We start from the raw sequence: 18,706 nt of genomic DNA, 5'->3' as shown, positions 1-18,706 counted from the left end.
CAAGAATAGTTGATCTATTACGATGGCCTATTCTCTAATAACTTTCAACAATTTTTTAGCAGTTCCAGACTGCACAGATACATAATAAATACCACTAGCAAAATTTGATAGATCGATCTGCTTCGTCAGTTGTGGTGTCGTTGAACTGATTAGTTGCAATTGTCTTCCTTTAAGATCATAAATGGTTAGCGAATCAAAGTGTACAGAACTTTCAATAGTAAGTAATTCATTAGTTGGATTTGGAAAAATGCGTATATCAGATGCAGCAAATACATCATCTACACTAGCAGTATTATCAATCGTGGTTTGTTCGGTATTGGTAATAATGGGGAAGTTAAAATCAAAATAGATCTCTGCATTGTTTTCAAAAGTATCACCCACTACTAAAGACGGCAGTGTTTTTATTTTAAAAGCGATATACCCATCATTATTTGCATCATCAAAAGGCAAATTAATCCCCTCAAAAATGAATTCTACCTCGTTGGTGTTTTGTATTCTGGTGACCATATCATGACTGGAATCATAGATGAATATGGTTGATATGTCGAACTTATCAGTATCAATGATATCTTTAACCACGACATTCACGGCACTTGCTGTACCTGTGTTTTCAAAACGGATCAGGTAATGTACATATTCACCAATAAGATCTGGAGTTACGATATTTCCTTCCAAACAAGTCTTATCGTTTGGATCGTATGAATTAACAACGGTTTGTTTAAGGGTAAAGGTGTTGTCATTGACTCTTTGATCATTCGTGGTAGGAGTAATAACAGCTTCATAACAAAGAATTTCACCGCCATTTAAAGGAGGTGTTTCTGTAGGCGCATTTAAATTCATCGTAAAGAGAATCTCTCTAGTTTCAGAAGGCGTTAAATTGGTATAGACCCAAGAAAGTTGGCTTGTACTAGCAATTGATTCATTGGGTGTTGCAGAAACAAAATCAAGCACATCGTCTTGATAGGTCAACGTCACATTTCCGGAAACTGTAGATGTACCGTTGTTCTTATATACGATCTTATAGTCTGCATTAAATCCCGGCCTGGCTTGCTCTAATGGAATGATCTGAATCTCCAGATCCTGAACCGCACCATTGGCGGTTAAACAAAAATCTTGTACATAAGGAGAAGTGTCTGAAGGGAAACTTACAGTAAAAGAAGCAGGAGACACATTAAAGTAAGAAGGATTCTCCAATACATATTCTATGGTATAACTATCTTCTGGTAAGGCAATGTTATAGCTACCATCTGCATGGGTAGAATAAGTATCACTAACGTTCTGAGAATTGGTGATCTTCAACTTCAGACCGCCAAACCCTATATCATTAGTGTCACAGCTATCGTTATTAAGATCTAGTCGAACATTACCCTGAACATAATAGACTTCTCCACCAGGAATGAAAGTGCAGTAAGTGCTAACATGACTATTCACATATCCCGTTGTCGTAACCAGTGCTTCTATTCTATCCTTTTCATCGGCATCTACACAGACCAAGTGTAAATTGGGATTTGAAGAAAAATCTGTAATGTTCTCTGCAGAACCATTTTTTAAATTAAGATATTCTAATTGATTATTTCTACAGTTTAATTGAAGTAATCTAAACAAATTAGAAAGATCTAGAGTTGTGAGTTGATTATAGTTACAGTCGAGTTGAGTTAAAGTAGTCAGATTGGAAAGATCTATAGTTGCTATGTTATTATCATATAAACGCAACGTTCGAAGGGAGTTTGAATTATTTGAAGTAATAAGATTTTCAAGTTCACCACCAGTACATTTCAGATCAGTTAATGTAGTTAAGTCAGAAATATCTAATGTAGTAAATAGATTACCCCCACAATTTAAATCCTTCAAGTTTGTTAAACTTGATAGATCTATAGTAGCAAGTTGATTTCCGCTGCAATCTAAATCTGTTAATTCTGTCAAATTTGACATATCCAATGCAGTAAGCAAATTTCTATCACAATCTAGTTTTTTTAATTTTGTATGATTTGACACATCTAATGCAGTAAGCCGATTATCACCGCAGTATAATGCTGTTAATTCCGTCAAGCTAGAAACATCCAGAGTTGTAAGTTGATTACCACTGCAACCTAAGACTGTTAACTCTGTTAAGTTAGAGACATCTAATGTAGTAAGCTCATTACCACTACAAATTAAACTCTCTAAGGTTGTTATATCTGACACATCTAGCGTGGCAAGTTGATTTCGCCCAAAGTTCACAACTTTTAATGCGGATAGATTTGATAGATGTATTGATGTTAATTCATTATTATCGAAGTTTATTTCATGCAATTTGGATAAACTAGAAAGATTCACTGATGTTAATTCATTGTTTCTACTCAATAATCGTTCAAGATTTGTGAAGCTTAAAACCCCTTCTAAAGAACTAATGTTTTCACCAGTCACATTAATTTGAGTCACGGCTTCCGCTTCAGAAACCTGTATCTCACCATCATTATTAGTATCTACGCCCTCAGCAATCAATGCTGCTTTAAAATTTGCATCAGGAATCGTTACAATTTGACTGGAGGAAATTTGAAAAATAATAAGTGCAAAGAGTAGTAATGGTTTTTTCATAGCAATTTTGGTTCATAGTGTATCTATAAGATGTATAAAACCTACAGTGGTTGCGTCTTATAAGATTGTTATGATTATTATATTAGGTTTTTGCATATAATTTACTGTCTATGCGGAGGCATATTCCAACGTGTTGGATCGTGTTTTAGGAAAAAATCCTTTAAAAAGTAATTTCGGTTATACTTTGCATAATCATCATAAATAAAGCGAGATGGTTTCTTCCAAACGTTTTTTAGACGTATTGAAAATGCATTGTTGTTTAGATCATTGAAATCGACATAGACAAAATCATAAGAAGGGAATTGAACCCTTTTTTGAGTCCAAAAATTATCAAATGGATTTTCAGAAAAATAGTTGAACGTATAGATGCTATTCGGTAATTTCTCTTTGTTTTCTTGAGTCTCTTGCGCATAAAGTATATTACCTAGAAACAAACCAAGGACGCATATAAGTGGTGCTTTTTTCATATCAATATCAGGTTAAAAATGAATGCTTTACGTCTTAAAGATACTATTTTGCAAGTAAAAATCAACCAAATCCTATACAAACTATCCTAACCATCCCTCACTATCTAAACTTCGGTATTGAACGGCTTCCGAAATATGATGTGGTAAAATTCTTGTTTCTTTTTCTAGATCGGCGATCGTTCGCGACACTTTAATAGCACTTTGCTACACATAGCTCATAAAGACTTTATTCCACGTTAAACCCGTTTTTTTGTATAAATTCTTTAGTAAGTCTTTTTCTTTCCTCCGAATCCTCTTTGCGGCTTCCTTCAAAATAAAAATGTCCTGCTCCGGCATAGGAACGCCAAATGAAATTATTCTTGGTTTTTTGAATGGCATCCCTGAATTTTTCAAATTCAGAAAATTCCACCATATCATCATTCTCACCATGGAAGGCTAGGATAGGGGGAAGGTTGTCCTTTATAAGATAAAGGGGTGAGATCGTTTTTGTGTCGTAAGAAACGTTGTAAACATCTCTACCTTCAATGTCGTATGGGCAAGAACCTAAAATGATAGCATTTGGTTTTGAACTATATTTTGATGTCACCCCAAAATCTTTAGGGTTTTCAATCATACTTGAAACCAAGGCTAAATGAGCCCCTGCAGAAAAACCATCTGCCAAAATCTTGTTTGGGTCAATTCCTAATTCATTCGCATTTTCACGTACCCAAGCTATGGCAGCTAGTGCATCACTTACCGAAGCTTTTACATCTGTACCGTATACATTTCTTTTTCGATAATCGAAAGCGATTGCAACTCTTCCATCTTTTGCTGCACCTTGACAAGCTCCATAACTCCATTCGGGTAGTCCAATTGCCCAACCACCCCCGTTAAAAAATAGATGTGCAGGCTTTGGTTGAGTTTTATCATGATTTTCTGGGTAGAAAATATGAGCACTAAGCGTAATACCATCTACCGTTTTATAAGCCTTTATTTCGCTGGCAGCATTCCTTCTATCTTTACCCATTTGGTAGGTCTTCTTGATTTGCTTTATAAAATCCTGATTTTTGACATCTTCCAAAGCTTTTGAGTAAGCGTAATCAAAAGCCTCGACGCGATAGGTCCAAATATTGGAAGTAAAATGTCCCTTAATGAAAAAATCTTTCACGCTTTGATGAGCGTCTAACTCTGCTATGGCATCATAACGATTGTCTAAACGTTTTAAAGGAACATATTCAAGATGTGAAAACTTGTACTTTCCAGCAGAAAGAATGTCAAAATAATAATTCATACATCTTTTATAATGCTTAAAATGAACTAAGTAAGGGTTATCAAAACTTCCCTTCATCACATTTTCAAAATAGTCTTTGGAGACAGTTGCGTTTTTCTTAAAGTTAGCAAAACGATGATAGTTATTTGGATACAACAACTGATAGCGTTTGTGTACGAATTTTGTTTCAGTTAATAAGCTATCAACTATTCGCGAATTTATTTCTTTAGAATTTCTTTCGTATTTCTTAACTAATCTCTGCACAGTTTGTTCCAAAGAATCTATTGTTGCGTTAAAGCCGTCTAATTCTTGACTGAATATCTTTCCACGATTGACTGTCACATAAGAATCATTTTTTTTGAGGAGATTGTTGTGAGCCTCTTTTATGTCGATTGGGTCTTTTTCAGGATTCTTTTTACAGGATTGCAATGGATTTGATAATAAAAGAAGTGCAAGGACGAAAGAGAATTTATTCATATTATTTATTGATTTGTTTTCGATAACAAATATTCAATTTTTGCAATTAAAAATATAAAATCATAAAAAAAACATGGTCCTATTACGTGCGATGAGACTCTTTTATGGCTAGTGTTCTGTAGACTGAAGGTGATACTCCTGTTTTATTTTTGAATACTCGATAGAAGCTACTTTTTGAGCTAAAGCCACAAGAAAGTCCAATTCCGGTAATAGAATGACTTTCAATAGCATTAGATGTTAAAATGGTTTTGGCTTCTTCTACTCGAAATGAATTAATAGAATCATAAAAACTACTATCTAATTCTTCACTAAAAAATGCTGATAGTTTGCGTTGTGAAACATCCATTTTATCCGCAATCATCGTCAAATTCAAATCGGGTAATAAATATAATTTTTCCTCAGTCATACATTTATAAAATTGTTGCCTCAATACATCTTTTTCTTCATCTTTTAAGTAAGAGTTTTTACTCTCTAATTCACTATTTTTTGTCGGATGGTCTTGAATTAAGAAATCAGGCAAGAAAATTTCGGATTGTGTAATTCCATAATATCCGAGGTATGCCATAGCTACTATCATAAAAGATATGGTGATATAAGCATCCCAAGAAACATCATATCCAAATAAAATTTCACTACCATTTCCAATAAAGGCAACTATACGAACAAGTAGAAGGCAGATTAAAAGCTTTTCAATCCATAGAAAGTCTTTTTCTTTAATGGTTGAGTAATTCTGCTTCATAGTTTTACTCAAAACATAGAAAAGTTTTATTGAAATGCTAAAATATACGATTCCGTACACATCTTTTATCAATGCTATGATATGTCCATCAATGAATTTAGCATATTGAAAATCAAAAGAACTAGGAGCCGTGTAAAACGTAAAATAGATGATAAAAGGAACAAAATGAATTAAGTTCTTTTTTAGTAAATCCGGTTTATTGCTAAAAATTGATTTTAAGTAGAGAAATATTAGCGGAGGTGTTAAAAATCGGGCGCCATCCTGAAAAAAATTAGTAATAAATTTTAAGGTCTTTAGCTCATGCAGGTGAGCATAGAAAAAAATAAGAACATTCAGAATTACAAGCCAAAAAACAATCAATATATATTGCGGTAGTTTCTTTTGTTTTAAACGCAACAAAACTATTAATGCTACGATATTCAGTAAAATACCTGTAATAAATATGAAGTCTACTGCTAATTTCATTAATGTTTAGTCTATTGAATGGGGACCTTTTAGAATTTTCAAATATAATTAATTTTAGTACTGAAATATTTCTACCCCAACCAACCCTCTCTATCCAAACTTCGGTATTGGATGGCTTCCGAAATATGATGTGGTAAAATTCTTGTTTCTTTTTCCAGATCGGCGATCGTTCGTGATACTTTTAAGATACGGTCATAGGCTCTGGCAGATAGGTTTAATCGTTCCATAGCGATCTTAAGCAGTTCTTTACTTTCGTTGGAAAGTTGACAAAATTCACGAATCTGCCGCACATGCATTTGTGCATTGTAATGGAGGTTCTTATAGGCTTCGAATCTCTTGGCTTGAACTTCCCTGGCAGCGGTAACCCGCTTCCGAATGTCGATACTGGATTCACCTTTTCGTTCATCGGAGAGTTTGTCAAAAGGAACCGGAGTCACTTCAATATGAATATCGATCCTGTCAAGTAAGGGACCGGAAATTCTGCTCAGGTAGCGCTGCATTTCCTGTGGAGATGAAGCCAACGGATTGGTTCCATCGTTAAAGAATCCAGATGGACTAGGATTCATGCTGGCAACTAACATAAAACTACTTGGATAGGTAATGGTAAACTTGGCTCTAGAAATGGTCACTTCTCTATCTTCTAGAGGCTGACGCATGACTTCTAATACAGAACGTTTAAACTCGGGGAGTTCATCCAAGAAAAGAACACCGTTATGAGATAATGAAATTTCTCCTGGCTGCGGATATTGTCCGCCACCAACCAAAGCAACATCAGAAATAGTATGATGAGGTGACCGGAATGGACGTTGATACAGCAGGCCATTGTTCTTTGTTTTTCCTACTACGGAGTGAATTTTTGTGGTTTCTAAGGCTTCGTGCAAGGTCATGGGAGGTAGGATGGAAGGTAGTCGTTTAGCTAACATGGTTTTTCCAGATCCTGGTGGACCGATTAAAATAATATTATGTCCTCCAGCGGCGGCTATTTCCATACATCGCTTTATAGATTCCTGACCCTTAACATCCGAAAAATCAAATTCGGGAGTTTCCATGTTCTTATAGAATTCGGAACGGGTATCTACAATCGTTGGAACAATTTTTTCTTCTTTATTAAAATGACGAATGACGTCTAAAATAGAATCCACACCTAAGACTTTAAGATCATTCACAATAGCCGCTTCTTCTGCATTTTCTTTGGGAAGGATGAAATAGGTAAAACCCTCCTCTCTAGCTTTGATAGCCATAGGTAAAGCACCTTTTATAGGTTGCAAGGTTCCATCTAAAGAAAGTTCTCCCATGATCAAATACTCTGAAATGTTTTCGGAGGCTATCTGCTTCGACGCCATTAAGATTCCAACCGCTAGTGTAAGATCATAAGCAGCACCTTCTTTCCGTAAATCGGCGGGAGCCATATTTATCGTGATTTTCTTACCTGGTAATTTGTAGCCATTGTTTTTTAGAGCAGCAGAAATTCGATAGCTGCTTTCTCGTACCGCATTGTCAGGTAAGCCAACCAAGTGATACCCAATCCCTTTATCAATATTAACTTCTACTGTGATAGTGGTAGCTTCAATACCAAAGACGGCACTACCAAATACTTTTACTAGCATGTTTTTTCTTTTTCAATTAGCAGTAGAAAGATACTAAAAATTTGTGAAGCTAAATCTCATTTTAGAGATATAGATGTGACTTTTATAAAAAAGAGGTGTCATATTTTGTGTAACATAATAATTAAAAAGAAAAATGGCAGGAATACTAGACCTATTAAACAGTGACTTAGGAAAACAAATTATATCAGGTGTATCGGGATCTACTAATGAAGACCCAAATAAAACAGCAGGAGTACTAACTATGGCATTACCTGTTTTGACAAAAGCACTACAACGCAACGCAGAAACTCCTGAAGGAGCTCAAAGTTTAATGGGAGCTTTATCCAATAAGCATGATGGAAGCATTTTGGACAATTTAGGAGGTCTGTTTACAGGTGGGGTAGATGAAGAAGTAAAAACAGATGGCAGAAAAATTTTAGGACATGTTTTAGGAAGTAAGCAAGCAGGAGTGCAGCAGGTAATTGGGCAGAAAACAAATATGAGTTCGGGAGCTGTAGGAAATATCTTAAAAGTGGCGGCTCCAATTTTAATGGGGATGATCGGAAAGCAAAGGCAACAACAACATATTAACGATTCGAATGGCTTAAGTGGAATGCTAGGTGGATTGCTGGGAGGAAATTCGGCGCAAAATGAACAAAGCTTTTTGGAGAAAGTTTTAGATGCGGACGGAGATGGAAGTGTAATCGACGATGTAGCAGGAATGTTTCTAGGAGGGGGAGACACTAAAAAAAGTGGAGGCGGAATAGGAAATCTACTAGGTGGTCTTTTTGGAAAATAATTTGAAGTCAAAGTATACATATTAAAAAAGCATAATTATAATGGTAAAGTCAAAATATCAAAGTGTATTAGAACTAGGAATGACTCTAGAAATTCAAGACGGAAACGTCAGTGAAGAGAATGGCATTTTACATGTCCATGGAACAGCAAAAAATCAATATGAAAAAAACCTTCTCTGGGATGAGATAAAAAGAATTGGAGGGCAAGAGCCTACAGATATCATGGCCGATATTAAGGTTGCTGATACTTCTTTATACGCCCGCCATACCGTAAAGAGCGGAGAATCTTTAAGTAAGATAGCCAAACATTACTATGGAAATCCAATGAAATACACGGCAATTTTTGATGCCAATACACATATTTTAAAGAACCCAAATGTTATTCATCCGGGTCAGGAGCTAGTGATTCCAAATCTTTAAAAACTAAACCACTTAATATTAACCTTAAATCAATTTAAAAATGGGGAAATTCGTAATTACGACGGACAAATCTGGGCAGTTCAGATTTAATTTAAAAGCAGGAAATGGTCAAACTATTTTAAGTAGTGAAGCTTATAAGACCAAAGCATCTTGTAACAACGGAATCGAGTCAGTGCAAAAAAATTCACAAGACGATAGTAAGTTTGAAAGATTAACTGCTAAAAATGGAAGTCCTTACTTCAACCTTAAAGCAACGAATGGTCAAGTTATTGGAACAAGTGAAATGTATTCTGGAAATGATGCCATGGAAAATGGTATTGCTTCTGTAAAGAAGAATGCACCAGATGCATCTGTAGAAGATAATTCTTAATACTTACTTTGGGTATTTTAAAAAGAGAGGCCAAACGGTCTCTCTTTTTTATGTTTATTATTTTTTAAGAGCATCTGAAGGCTTAGGAACAAAATGCCCTTTACCACCAGCTCTGTCATCGTCAAAAGTAGTAGGAACGTCATCGTTTAAAGTACGTTCATTCCAGGTAATATGTTCCGATCCGTCATCTTTCTTAACCATCGTAATACAATCTTCAACGGGGCATACCAAAGAACACAAGTTACAACCCACACAATTCTCTTCAATAATATTAGGAATTCTATTTGTTGGGTCATCCGATAATGCAATCGCCTGATGCGCTCCATCATCACAAGAAATATAGCACAGTTCACACCCAACACATTTATCTGGATTGATCTCGGCTACTACTTTATGTTTTAAATTTAGATGCTTCCATTCTGTCACATTTGGCAATGCTTTTCCAGCAAAATCATAGATCGTATTATACCCTTTTTCTTCCATAAACTGTCGCAAACCAGCTTCCATTTCTCTCACGATACCAAAGCCATAGTGCATTACGGCAGTACAAACCTGTACAGAAGTAGCTCCTAATAAGATAAACTCCACAACATCTCGCCAAGTTTCAATACCTCCGATTCCCGAAAGAGGAACCTTTCCAATTTCCGGATGTTGTGCTAAATCTTTCAACATGTGCATGGCAATTGGTTTTACTGCAGGACCGCAGTAACCACCATTAGTTCCTTTACCATCAACGATAGGGTAGGGTGCGTAAGAATCCAGATCAATCCCTACAATACTCTTGATCGTATTGATTAATGAAATAGAATCTGTTCCTCCTTGCACAGCTGCTAAACCAGGATCCGTAATATGAGAAATATTAGGAGACAACTTTGTAATTACTGGAATTTGAGCTGCTTCTTTTACCCATTCTACAATGGTTTTTAACACTTCAGGTTCTTGCCCAACGGCAGACCCCATTCCACGTTCACACATTCCATGTGGGCATCCGAAGTTTAGTTCAATACCATCTGCACCGGCGTTTTCCACGTCTTTAATAATTTGCTCCCATTCGGCTCTACTTTCTACCATTAATGACGCGATTACCGCGTGATCTGGAAAGTACTTTTTGACTTCTTCAATCTCTCTTAGATTGTCGGCTAAAGGTCTGTCTGTAATTAGCTCAATATTATTAAAACCCATCATACGGGTGTTGCGATAGTTCACAGACCCATATCGACTAGACACATTTACTACGGGCACACCTAATGTTTTCCATACGGCACCTCCCCAACCAGCTTCAAAAGCTTTCATAATTTGATATCCTGAGTTCGTAGGTGGAGCGGATGCCAACCAAAACGGATTTGGAGCCTTTATTCCGCCAAAATTTATTGATAAATCTACCATGTCTTTGTCTTATTTAGTTAACCAATTATGAATTCCTCTTGCTGCCATTTTTCCATCGTAAGCTGCATTCACAACTTCTGCACCGCCATTAATGGCATCACCACCCGCGAAATACTTAGGGTTCGATGTCTGGAATTCATCATTAATTTCAATTCGTGTTTTAGCATCTAATTTTAGATCACTTATTAGGTCATAGAAATGACCTTGTTTTGCTTGTCCAGTAGCTTTAATAACCATATCGCAACGCACGATGAAGGTGTTGTTCATATTGGTTTGAAGTTTCCCGTCTACAATTTCAGTTTTTGCAAACTTAACACCCTCTACACTACCATTTCCAACAATTGCAATAGGGGTTACATGAAACAAACTATCTACACCAGCACTAATAGCTAGATCATATTCGAAACCATAAGCACCCATATTCTCTCTAGAGTTTCTGTAGGCTAATACTGTTTTTCTTGCTCCCATTCGGGCCGCTTCGGAAGCGGCATCCATAGCAGTATTTCCACCACCAATAACTACTACTTTCGCAGGGACTTTCAGTTTATGATGCTTCATTCGGAGTTCCTCGATAAATTCAACCGCTCCAACAACTCCTTTCTTATTCTCTCCTTCGAGGTGCAACGTAGCTGTTTTGCCCAATCCTACACCTAAAAAGATAGCATCGTAGGTTGCTTCCAATTCTTTTATACGTTTTGGAGTATCAATGGGACTATTATAAATGATATTAAAACCTAGTTGACTTTGTAAATAGTCTACTTCTTTTAAAACTTCCTCATTGGTAATTTTATATGGAGCGATTCCATAAACGGTTAGTCCAGAAGGTTTTTCTTTTGCCTCGAAAATATCAACCTCATAGCCTAAAGTTCTAGCTTCACTAGCACAGGCGAGACCAGCAGGACCAGCTCCAACTATGGCAATTTTCTTTCCGTTAGATACACCTACCGTAAAAATCTCTTTTCCGGCATCAATAGTTTTGTTTGTCGCGTAATTCTGAAGTCGACCAATTTGAATAGGTGGAACATCTTGATGATTATAGACACAAGCACCTTCGCACAAAACACCTGTGGGGCATACAATTCCGCAAGCATTTCCTAACCAGTTGGCATCAAAAATAGTCTTAGATGCTCCAGTAACATTATCAGTGTGAATTTGTTTGATAAAGAGAGGGATGTCTATACTTGTAGGGCACGCTTGAATGCAAGGTGCGTCATAACAAAACAAACAGCGAGAACTTTCGTAATACGCTTCTGTATCATTCATCAAAGGTTTTTTCTGCTTAAAGTTTTTTTCAAACTCAGCTTCCGTTGTGGGTCTTTTATATTCTGCCATATTATAAGTCAGTTAAACGTCCATATGTTTCTGGTCTTCTATCTCTAAAGAACTGCCATGTAGATCGTACTTCTTCTATCAAATCTAAATCAAATTCTGCCACTAATAATTCGTCATCATCACGAGATGCCTCTGCAAAGATTTGCCCACGAGGATCTACAAAATAAGACTGGCCATAAAACTTTCCTAAGTTCCACGGTTTTTCTTCTCCTACACGATTGATACATCCCATAAAGTAGCCGTTGGCAGCTGCATGTGCTGGCTGTTCTAGTTTCCATAAATACTCGCTTAATCCAGCTACGGTAGCAGATGGATTGTAAACGATTTCCGCTCCATTTAATCCTAGTGCTCTTGCGCCATCAGGGAAGTGTCTATCGTAACAGATATAAACACCTACTTTCGCATATTTTGTTTGAAAGACTGGGTAGCCCATATTCCCTGGTTTAAAGAAGAATTTCTCCCAAAACCCAGTTGTGTGTGGAATATGATTCTTCCTGTATTTTCCTAAATAGGTACCATCAGCATCAATTACTGCTGCGGTATTGTATAGCACACCAGGTGATTCCTTTTCATAAATTGGAACTACAATGACCATATTATGTTTTTTTGCCAATACTTGCATTTTCTCAGTAGTTGGTCCGGGAACAGATTCTGCAGATTCATACCATTTTTTATCTTGTCCTGGGCAGAAATAAGGGGTATTAAAAATCTCTTGTAAACAGAGTATTTGAACACCTTGTCGCCCAGCTTCTTCGATATATGGAATATGCTTGTCGTACATGGCATCCATAATTTCTTGTATAGTCCCCTCTCCTTCCGTCATAGGAAGACTCATTTGTATCAATCCTGATTTTACTTTTCTTGGCATAATATGTTGTTTCTAAATTACTGTTATTGATGTTTTTCCTCTTGGGATAAATTGCCCGTTTCCTGCATTTAATTTGCATTCTTCATTTTCGATGGCAACTTGTCCTCTTAAGAGCACTGTTTCTGTTTTCCCTGTTACCTTCTGACCTTCATAGGCTGAATAGTCACAATTCATATGATGTGTTTCTACTGAAATGATATGCTCTTTCTTGGGGTCGAAAATGACAATGTCTGCATCACTCCCAATGGCGATAGTTCCTTTTCTTGGATACATTCCAAAGATTTTAGCAGCATTGGTAGAACTCACTTCGACATATTTTGTTAGTGAGATTTTTCCTTTGTGTACACCTTCGGAAAACAATAGTTCCATGCGATGCTCGATAGCCGGATGTCCATTCGGAATCTTTGAGAAATCGCCTTTCCCCATTTTCTTTTGCTCCCACATAAAAGGACAGTGATCTGTACCAACAACCTGTACCAAGCCTTGGTTTATTCCTGACCATAATGCAGCTTGATCTTTCTTTTCACGAAGTGGAGGACTCATAACCCATTTAGCGCCTTCAAAATCTTTCTCGTATAGAGAAGCATCTAACATAAGGTACTGAGTACAGGTTTCTACGAAAACTTTTTGATTACGTTGTGTTGCTATTCTTACAGCATTTAAAGCTCCTTCACAGGTCATGTGTACGATATATCCAGGACATCCCGTATAATGCAACATATCAGAAAACCGTGCAGAGGCTTCCGCTTCTGTTACTTCTGGTTGAGATAGATAATGATATAGTGGAGATAGGTTACCTAATGCTTTGTTTTTTGCGATCAATGAGTCGATCATATCTCCATTAGTAGCATGAACGGTTACCAATCCGCCATGTTTTTTGACTACTTTCATGAGCTGCACCATTTGACCATCATCAATCATTAACGCTCCTTTATAGGCCATAAATGTTTTAAAAGATGAAATACCTTCTTCTTCAATCATTTGTACAACCTCCTTCGCCACATTATCGTTAAAATCGGTTACAGCCATATGATAAGAGTAATCTCCTATAGCTTTTCCCTGAGATTTTTGCTGCCATGTTTTTAAGGCATTATGAAGGGTGTCTCCTTGTGTTTGTAAAATGAAATCAATAACCATAGTTGTTCCTCCATGCAGGGCAGCTCTGGTTCCTGTTTCATAATCATCACTAGAATAGGTTCCCATAAAAGGCATATCCAAATGCACATGAGGGTCTATTCCTCCAGGAAAAACTAATTTTCCGGTTGCATCTATAATTTTTTCTGCATCATAATTCAAATCTTCGCCAATGGCAACAATGCGCTCTCCTTCAACATATATATCTGCTATATACGTTTCGGCAGCCGTAACGATTTGACCATTTTTAATTAAAATTGACATATTTTTATCTTTCTCTGTTCTTTAAATTTACAAGATTTTACTCGGTTATACTCTTAATCTCACTATTTACATACTGTTTTGATGTAATTGAACTTACAATTATCCCTATAATTATGGCTAAAATGAAGGAAGGTCCAAGCTCTCCTAATTTTTCGAAATAGATTCCGACTCCATCTAATGATGTGAAACCAAATTTAAAAAGAGGCACGGATAAAAATCCTGTAATCATTGAAGCTATAGCTCCTTTTGTATTAAACTTATTCCAAAAAAGAGATAGGATTATTGTGGGACAAAAAGTAGCCGCTATTCCAGACCATCCAAAAATAACAAACCAAAAGATGGTTCTCTCGGGGGTGGTAATAGCAACAATCATTGCTATGATTAAAGCAAACACGGCTAACAGCAATGTAATAATTTTTGAAATTTTTGCTAGCTCAACTTCCGTCTTTTTAGGTTTATATATCTGTTGGTAAAAATCTCTTGAAATAGCACTTGAGGCTACCACCAATAATGAATCAATGGTTGACATAATTGCCGAAAGAACTGCCGCGATATATAGACCAATCAGTGTTAACGGCATTATTTCTTCTACTAAAAGAGGTAGTACATTTTGTCCGCCATTTCCTAAAATATCTTCTGGATTGGCATCTATGGATGTCAATAAATATCTTCCAAAAATTCCAATGAGAACTGCACAAGAGTCCGTGAGTATAGTAAAGACAAAAGCCACCCAACGTCCTTTTTTGATTTCGGAAATCCCTTTTATAGACATGAACCTCACAAATAATTGCGGAGATCCCATAAAGCCTAATCCAATAAAGACAAACCCTAGGATAGTAAAAATGTTTATGAGCGTTAGCCCTCCTTCTCCCCATATGTTTAAAAAGGAAGGATCTAATTTTGTTAATTCTTGAGAAATGGAAACATCAGAACTAATAGAAACATAGGCAACTATTGGTAATCCAACGAGTCCTATAAGCATTATTAAACCCTGAAATAAATCGGACCAGGCGACGGCCACAAAACCACCAGAAAAAATATAAGTGAGTACAATCAAAAAGCCTACAATAGCACCGGTAAAATAATTCCAACCTAAAAAAGATTCAAAAGCAGAACCTGTGGCATCAATCTGAGCACTCACATAAATTATTACGAATAGTGATAGTGCTGTAGCGGCCACTATACGTAGGGTATTCCCTTTTGGCTTAAACCTACTTACCAGATAATCGGGAATGGTAATAGAATTGTATTTATCAGAAAGTTTCTTAAACTTTTCAGCCATAAAAAACCACGATACTGTTACTCCAATAACTTCACCTAGCACCACCCAAAAGGCTGAAACACCAACCATAGCACCTAAACCTGTTAATCCTAGTAGGAGCCATGCAGATTCGCCAGTAGCTCTGGCAGAAAAGGCAACGACCCAAAAATTAAGTTTTTTACCTCCAACATAATAATCCTTTGTATTTTTTATCCGCTTAGCGGCAAAGTACCCTATTAAAAAAAGGACTGAAAAATAAAGGAATAATATGATGTATTTCGTATTCAAATTAGCTTGGTTTTTTCATTAGTAGCGCGTATAAAACAAAAGATATGATGAATCCTGTAAACCATGATAGGGAATACAAGAAATTCAATGCTGGAACCCAATACCCAATAAGTGCCAAGAAAACACCAACAAATAATGCAATCATTGCAGCTTTGTTAAAGCCGGTTTTGTTATAGGAATATATACCATCTTCTTTATAGAGCTCTGCCAGCGCTAGATTTTTCTTTCTCACCAAAAAATAATCGGCTATCAAAATTCCTAGAACAGGCCCTAATAATCCACTTACGAAAATCAGAAAGCCTGAAATTTCATTCAACAACCACCAAGGCATAATTAATATCCCAAGAATTCCTGTAATAGTACCTCCCTTTTTAAAACTGATTTTCTTAGGTAATAGGTTAGAAAATGCATTAGAAGGTGCAATTACATTAGCAGCAATATTGGTGCTTAAGGTGGCAATTAACATAAATACTTGTGCGACAATAACAACTACTGGGTTCTTAAATTTGGCAATTAAGGAAACTGGATCCCAGGGAGCATCATCCGCGATTAAAATATCTTTAAAATTGATAATGGCCGCACAGGTGACAAAAATACCGACAAAGGAGTAGAGTAACATAGTGGCTGGAAGTCCAATAAACTGTCCTGCAACTTGATCTTTTTGCGTGGCAGCATATCTTGTAATATCTGCAATACTGATGGACATAGTAGCCCAGAATCCAACCATAGCTGTTAACCAAAGTAGATAGCTCCAAAGTTTACTTCCAGAAGCATCATTACTTACCATAGTAGCAGTTACAATACTTGATAGTACTTCATTGCCATTATCTGTAGTTCTAAACTGAACCTGTACATTTTCAGTATTCGTAATTGGTATCGGGTTTTCGGTAAAAGATTCCCATGACGTATTTGAGTCTGAAACAATGTTATATTCTGAAGCTTTTAAAGCACCTTCTTTGTCCTTTAAAGAATGTAAGTTGAGGTAGAAGAGATTGTCTTTTTCTGAAATTTTAGCTGCAGTATGTTGTAGTTGTTTTCCTTGTTCTAGAACCACAGAAAAGCCATCTGCCTTTGCATAACTCCAGTAGATTAGTACTAATCCCATAATAACAAGAATAGGAGCAGAGAAGGTTTCTAACCATTTGATACTTTCTGTGCCTCTCCAGATAAAATACATGTTAATAACCCAAAAAATTCCAAAGCCAACGAATTTCCCAAAGGATAAACCCAATTCTCCTGTTGCTCCTGTAATGGCATTAAAAATGGCATAGATGGCTAAACCACCGATCCAGGTTTGTACACCAAACCAACCGCAAGCAATAATACCTCTGGTAACTGATGCCAAGTGTACACCTTTTGTTCCAAAGGCTGCTCTACCAATCACAGGAAAAGGGATGCCATATTTCACACCGGCATGACCATTCAACACCATGGGGATGGTAATAATTAAATTAGCTAGACCAATAATAATCAGCGCTTCGTACCAGTTCAGTCCTGTTTTTATCATATAAGAGGCTAACAAATAGGTAGGAATACATACGGCCATTCCTACCCAAATAGCAGCAAGGTGCCATTTGCTCCAGGTTCTATTTTCTTTAGAAACTGGCGCTAAATCCTCACTATATAAAGATGAGTGAGAAATATCTTCTTCTAAACCTACAATGTCTTTACTCATGATATATAATATTGATCTGCAATTTCGATAACTTGTGAAATGATATTCAATCCTTTGTCTACGTCTTCTTTGGTTACATTTAACGGAGGGGCAATAAAGATCCAGTTCCAACGAACGAAAGTGAACATGCCCAACTCACTGACTTTCGCGGCCATTTTTAAAGTGACCTCCATCTCGTCAGGTTTCGCGTTCCACGGCGTTACTGGTTCCTTCGTTTCTCGATTTTTTACTAATTCGATACATCCCAAAAGTCCAGTATTTCTAAAATCTCCAATAGAAGGATGCTTTGCTTTTAATTTTTCTACTTCAGCCTCAATATAACTTCCCATTTTGGCAGCTTTGTCAACCAACCCTTCTTCTAGTATGATATTTAGGTTTGCTAAAGCGGCAGCACAGGAAACAGGATGTGCAGAATATGTTAACCCCAATACCATTGGATTATCATTAAAATGATTTGCGATAGTATCTGTAACAGTCATTGCTCCTAATGGTAAATATCCTGAAGTTAATCCTTTAGCCATAACCATGATATCAGGTGTTACTTCATGATGGTCAATTCCAAACATTTTACCTGTTCTTCCAAAACCACTCATAGTTTCATCATCAATAAAAAGAATACCATATGCATCGCACAACTCACGTACTTTTTTCAAATACATGGGAGGATATTTAATACATCCTGACGATCCAGACTCTCCTTCAAAGAGGATAGCTGCAATACTATCAGGATTTTCAAATTTCACAATACGTTCTAGGTGGGCAAAAGCACGCTCGCCACACTGTTCTATGGAATCAGAATTCCACGGACAACGATATGCGTATGGATTTTCTACGTGTACAACATTTGGCATTGCTTGACTGTCTACCGGAAATTTCCTAGGATCTCCTCCAGCAGAAATAGCGCCGTAGGTTGCTCCATGATAGGCTCTATAATGTGTTATTATTTTATGTCTTCCAGTGTAGATTCGTGCTAATTTGATTGAATTTTCTATAGCTTCTGCTCCTCCTAACGTAAAGAACGTTTTAGTAAGGTTTCCAGGTGTAATTTCTGCTATTTTCTTTCCGAGTTGACCTCGAATATCTGTAGCCATTCCAGGGTACACATAACTTACTTCTTGCATTTGTTTAGTAACGGCATCCGTAATTCGCTGATCTCCATGACCAATATTTACATTCATTAATTGAGAAGAAAAGTCTAAATATTTTTTCCCGTCTCTATCATATACATAGGATCCCTTCGCTCGCAAAGCATTGATAGGATTTAACCCACCCTGTTTAGCCCAAGAGAACAGTGTATAGTCAAGGTTATCTTGTATGATTTGTTGATTACTCATATGGTTGAGATATTAAA

15 protein-coding genes and 1 pseudogene are annotated in these 18,706 nt (G+C 36.7%); 3 read left to right on the top strand and 13 right to left on the bottom strand.

Going from position 1 to position 18,706, the window contains the following annotated elements:
- Positions 1-27: 27 nt before the first annotated feature.
- The 6 genes and pseudogenes from RQM59_RS01470 to RQM59_RS01445 form a co-directional block, all read right to left on the bottom strand.
- A complete protein-coding gene (locus RQM59_RS01470) occupies positions 28-2,577 on the bottom strand; it encodes a T9SS type A sorting domain-containing protein (protein ID WP_349240280.1) in 2,550 nt (849 codons plus the stop codon).
- 101 nt (positions 2,578-2,678) lie between these two features.
- Entirely contained in the window at positions 2,679-3,044 is a 366-nt protein-coding gene (locus RQM59_RS01465) for a hypothetical protein (protein WP_349240279.1), read from the bottom strand.
- Between the two features lie 81 nt (positions 3,045-3,125).
- Positions 3,126-3,239 (bottom strand): annotated as a pseudogene (locus RQM59_RS01460) (magnesium chelatase subunit ChlI family protein); the annotation flags it as partial.
- Between the two features lie 31 nt (positions 3,240-3,270).
- Entirely contained in the window at positions 3,271-4,770 is a 1,500-nt protein-coding gene (locus tag RQM59_RS01455) for an alpha/beta hydrolase (protein WP_349240278.1), read from the bottom strand.
- An 82-nt stretch (positions 4,771-4,852) separates the two neighbouring features.
- Positions 4,853-5,974 carry an AraC family transcriptional regulator gene (locus RQM59_RS01450; protein ID WP_349240277.1) on the bottom strand — a complete coding sequence of 374 codons (1,122 nt, stop codon included), beginning with the start codon at positions 5,972-5,974 and terminating at the stop codon, positions 4,853-4,855.
- Between the two features lie 71 nt (positions 5,975-6,045).
- Positions 6,046-7,581, bottom strand: a complete 1,536-nt coding sequence (locus RQM59_RS01445; protein WP_349240276.1) for a YifB family Mg chelatase-like AAA ATPase — start codon at positions 7,579-7,581, stop codon at positions 6,046-6,048.
- Between the two features lie 133 nt (positions 7,582-7,714).
- Between RQM59_RS01445 and RQM59_RS01440 the strand changes: the two genes are divergently transcribed.
- Genes RQM59_RS01440 through RQM59_RS01430 form a run of 3 tightly spaced genes read left to right on the top strand, consistent with a single transcriptional unit; the run spans position 7,715 to position 9,147 of the window.
- Positions 7,715-8,359, top strand: a complete 645-nt coding sequence (locus RQM59_RS01440; RefSeq protein WP_349240275.1) for a DUF937 domain-containing protein — start codon at positions 7,715-7,717, stop codon at positions 8,357-8,359.
- A 40-nt stretch (positions 8,360-8,399) separates the two neighbouring features.
- On the top strand, positions 8,400-8,777 hold the full coding sequence (locus RQM59_RS01435; RefSeq protein ID WP_349240274.1) for a LysM peptidoglycan-binding domain-containing protein: 378 nt from the start codon (positions 8,400-8,402) through the stop codon (positions 8,775-8,777).
- Positions 8,778-8,817: 40 nt separating this feature from the next.
- The gene (locus RQM59_RS01430; protein ID WP_349240273.1) at positions 8,818-9,147 is read left to right on the top strand and encodes a YegP family protein; all 330 of its coding nucleotides are present in this window, start codon (positions 8,818-8,820) and stop codon (positions 9,145-9,147) included.
- Positions 9,148-9,204: 57 nt separating this feature from the next.
- Here RQM59_RS01430 and preA read toward each other — a convergent pair whose 3' ends face one another.
- The 7 genes from preA to RQM59_RS01395 are packed head-to-tail and all read right to left on the bottom strand — an operon-like array spanning position 9,205 to position 18,689.
- Complete coding sequence (gene preA, locus RQM59_RS01425; protein ID WP_349240272.1) at positions 9,205-10,533, bottom strand: NAD-dependent dihydropyrimidine dehydrogenase subunit PreA; 1,329 nt, start codon at positions 10,531-10,533, stop codon at positions 9,205-9,207.
- 9 nt (positions 10,534-10,542) lie between these two features.
- Positions 10,543-11,865: an FAD-dependent oxidoreductase gene (locus RQM59_RS01420; RefSeq protein ID WP_349240271.1), complete on the bottom strand. Its 1,323-nt coding sequence runs from the start codon at positions 11,863-11,865 to the stop codon at positions 10,543-10,545.
- Between the two features lies 1 nt (position 11,866).
- Entirely contained in the window at positions 11,867-12,733 is an 867-nt protein-coding gene (locus RQM59_RS01415; RefSeq protein ID WP_349240270.1) for a nitrilase-related carbon-nitrogen hydrolase, read from the bottom strand.
- A 12-nt stretch (positions 12,734-12,745) separates the two neighbouring features.
- The gene (gene hydA, locus RQM59_RS01410) at positions 12,746-14,131 is read right to left on the bottom strand and encodes a dihydropyrimidinase (protein ID WP_349240269.1); all 1,386 of its coding nucleotides are present in this window, start codon (positions 14,129-14,131) and stop codon (positions 12,746-12,748) included.
- Between the two features lie 37 nt (positions 14,132-14,168).
- A complete protein-coding gene (locus RQM59_RS01405; RefSeq protein WP_349240268.1) occupies positions 14,169-15,680 on the bottom strand; it encodes a sodium/proline symporter in 1,512 nt (503 codons plus the stop codon).
- A 1-nt stretch (position 15,681) separates the two neighbouring features.
- The gene (locus tag RQM59_RS01400) at positions 15,682-17,355 is read right to left on the bottom strand and encodes an NCS1 family nucleobase:cation symporter-1 (protein ID WP_349240267.1); all 1,674 of its coding nucleotides are present in this window, start codon (positions 17,353-17,355) and stop codon (positions 15,682-15,684) included.
- A complete protein-coding gene (locus RQM59_RS01395) occupies positions 17,352-18,689 on the bottom strand; it encodes an aminotransferase class III-fold pyridoxal phosphate-dependent enzyme (RefSeq protein WP_349240266.1) in 1,338 nt (445 codons plus the stop codon). The genes RQM59_RS01400 and RQM59_RS01395 overlap by 4 nt, the downstream gene beginning before the upstream one ends.
- Between the last annotated feature and the right edge of the window lie 17 nt (positions 18,690-18,706).

The sequence above is a fragment of the Asprobacillus argus genome (assembly GCF_032248395.1).
Taxonomy (GTDB): domain Bacteria; phylum Bacteroidota; class Bacteroidia; order Flavobacteriales; family Flavobacteriaceae; genus Polaribacter; species Polaribacter argus.
The sequence above is the reverse complement of the archived record's forward strand: the minus strand, read 5'-3'. Positions and strand labels throughout refer to the sequence as shown.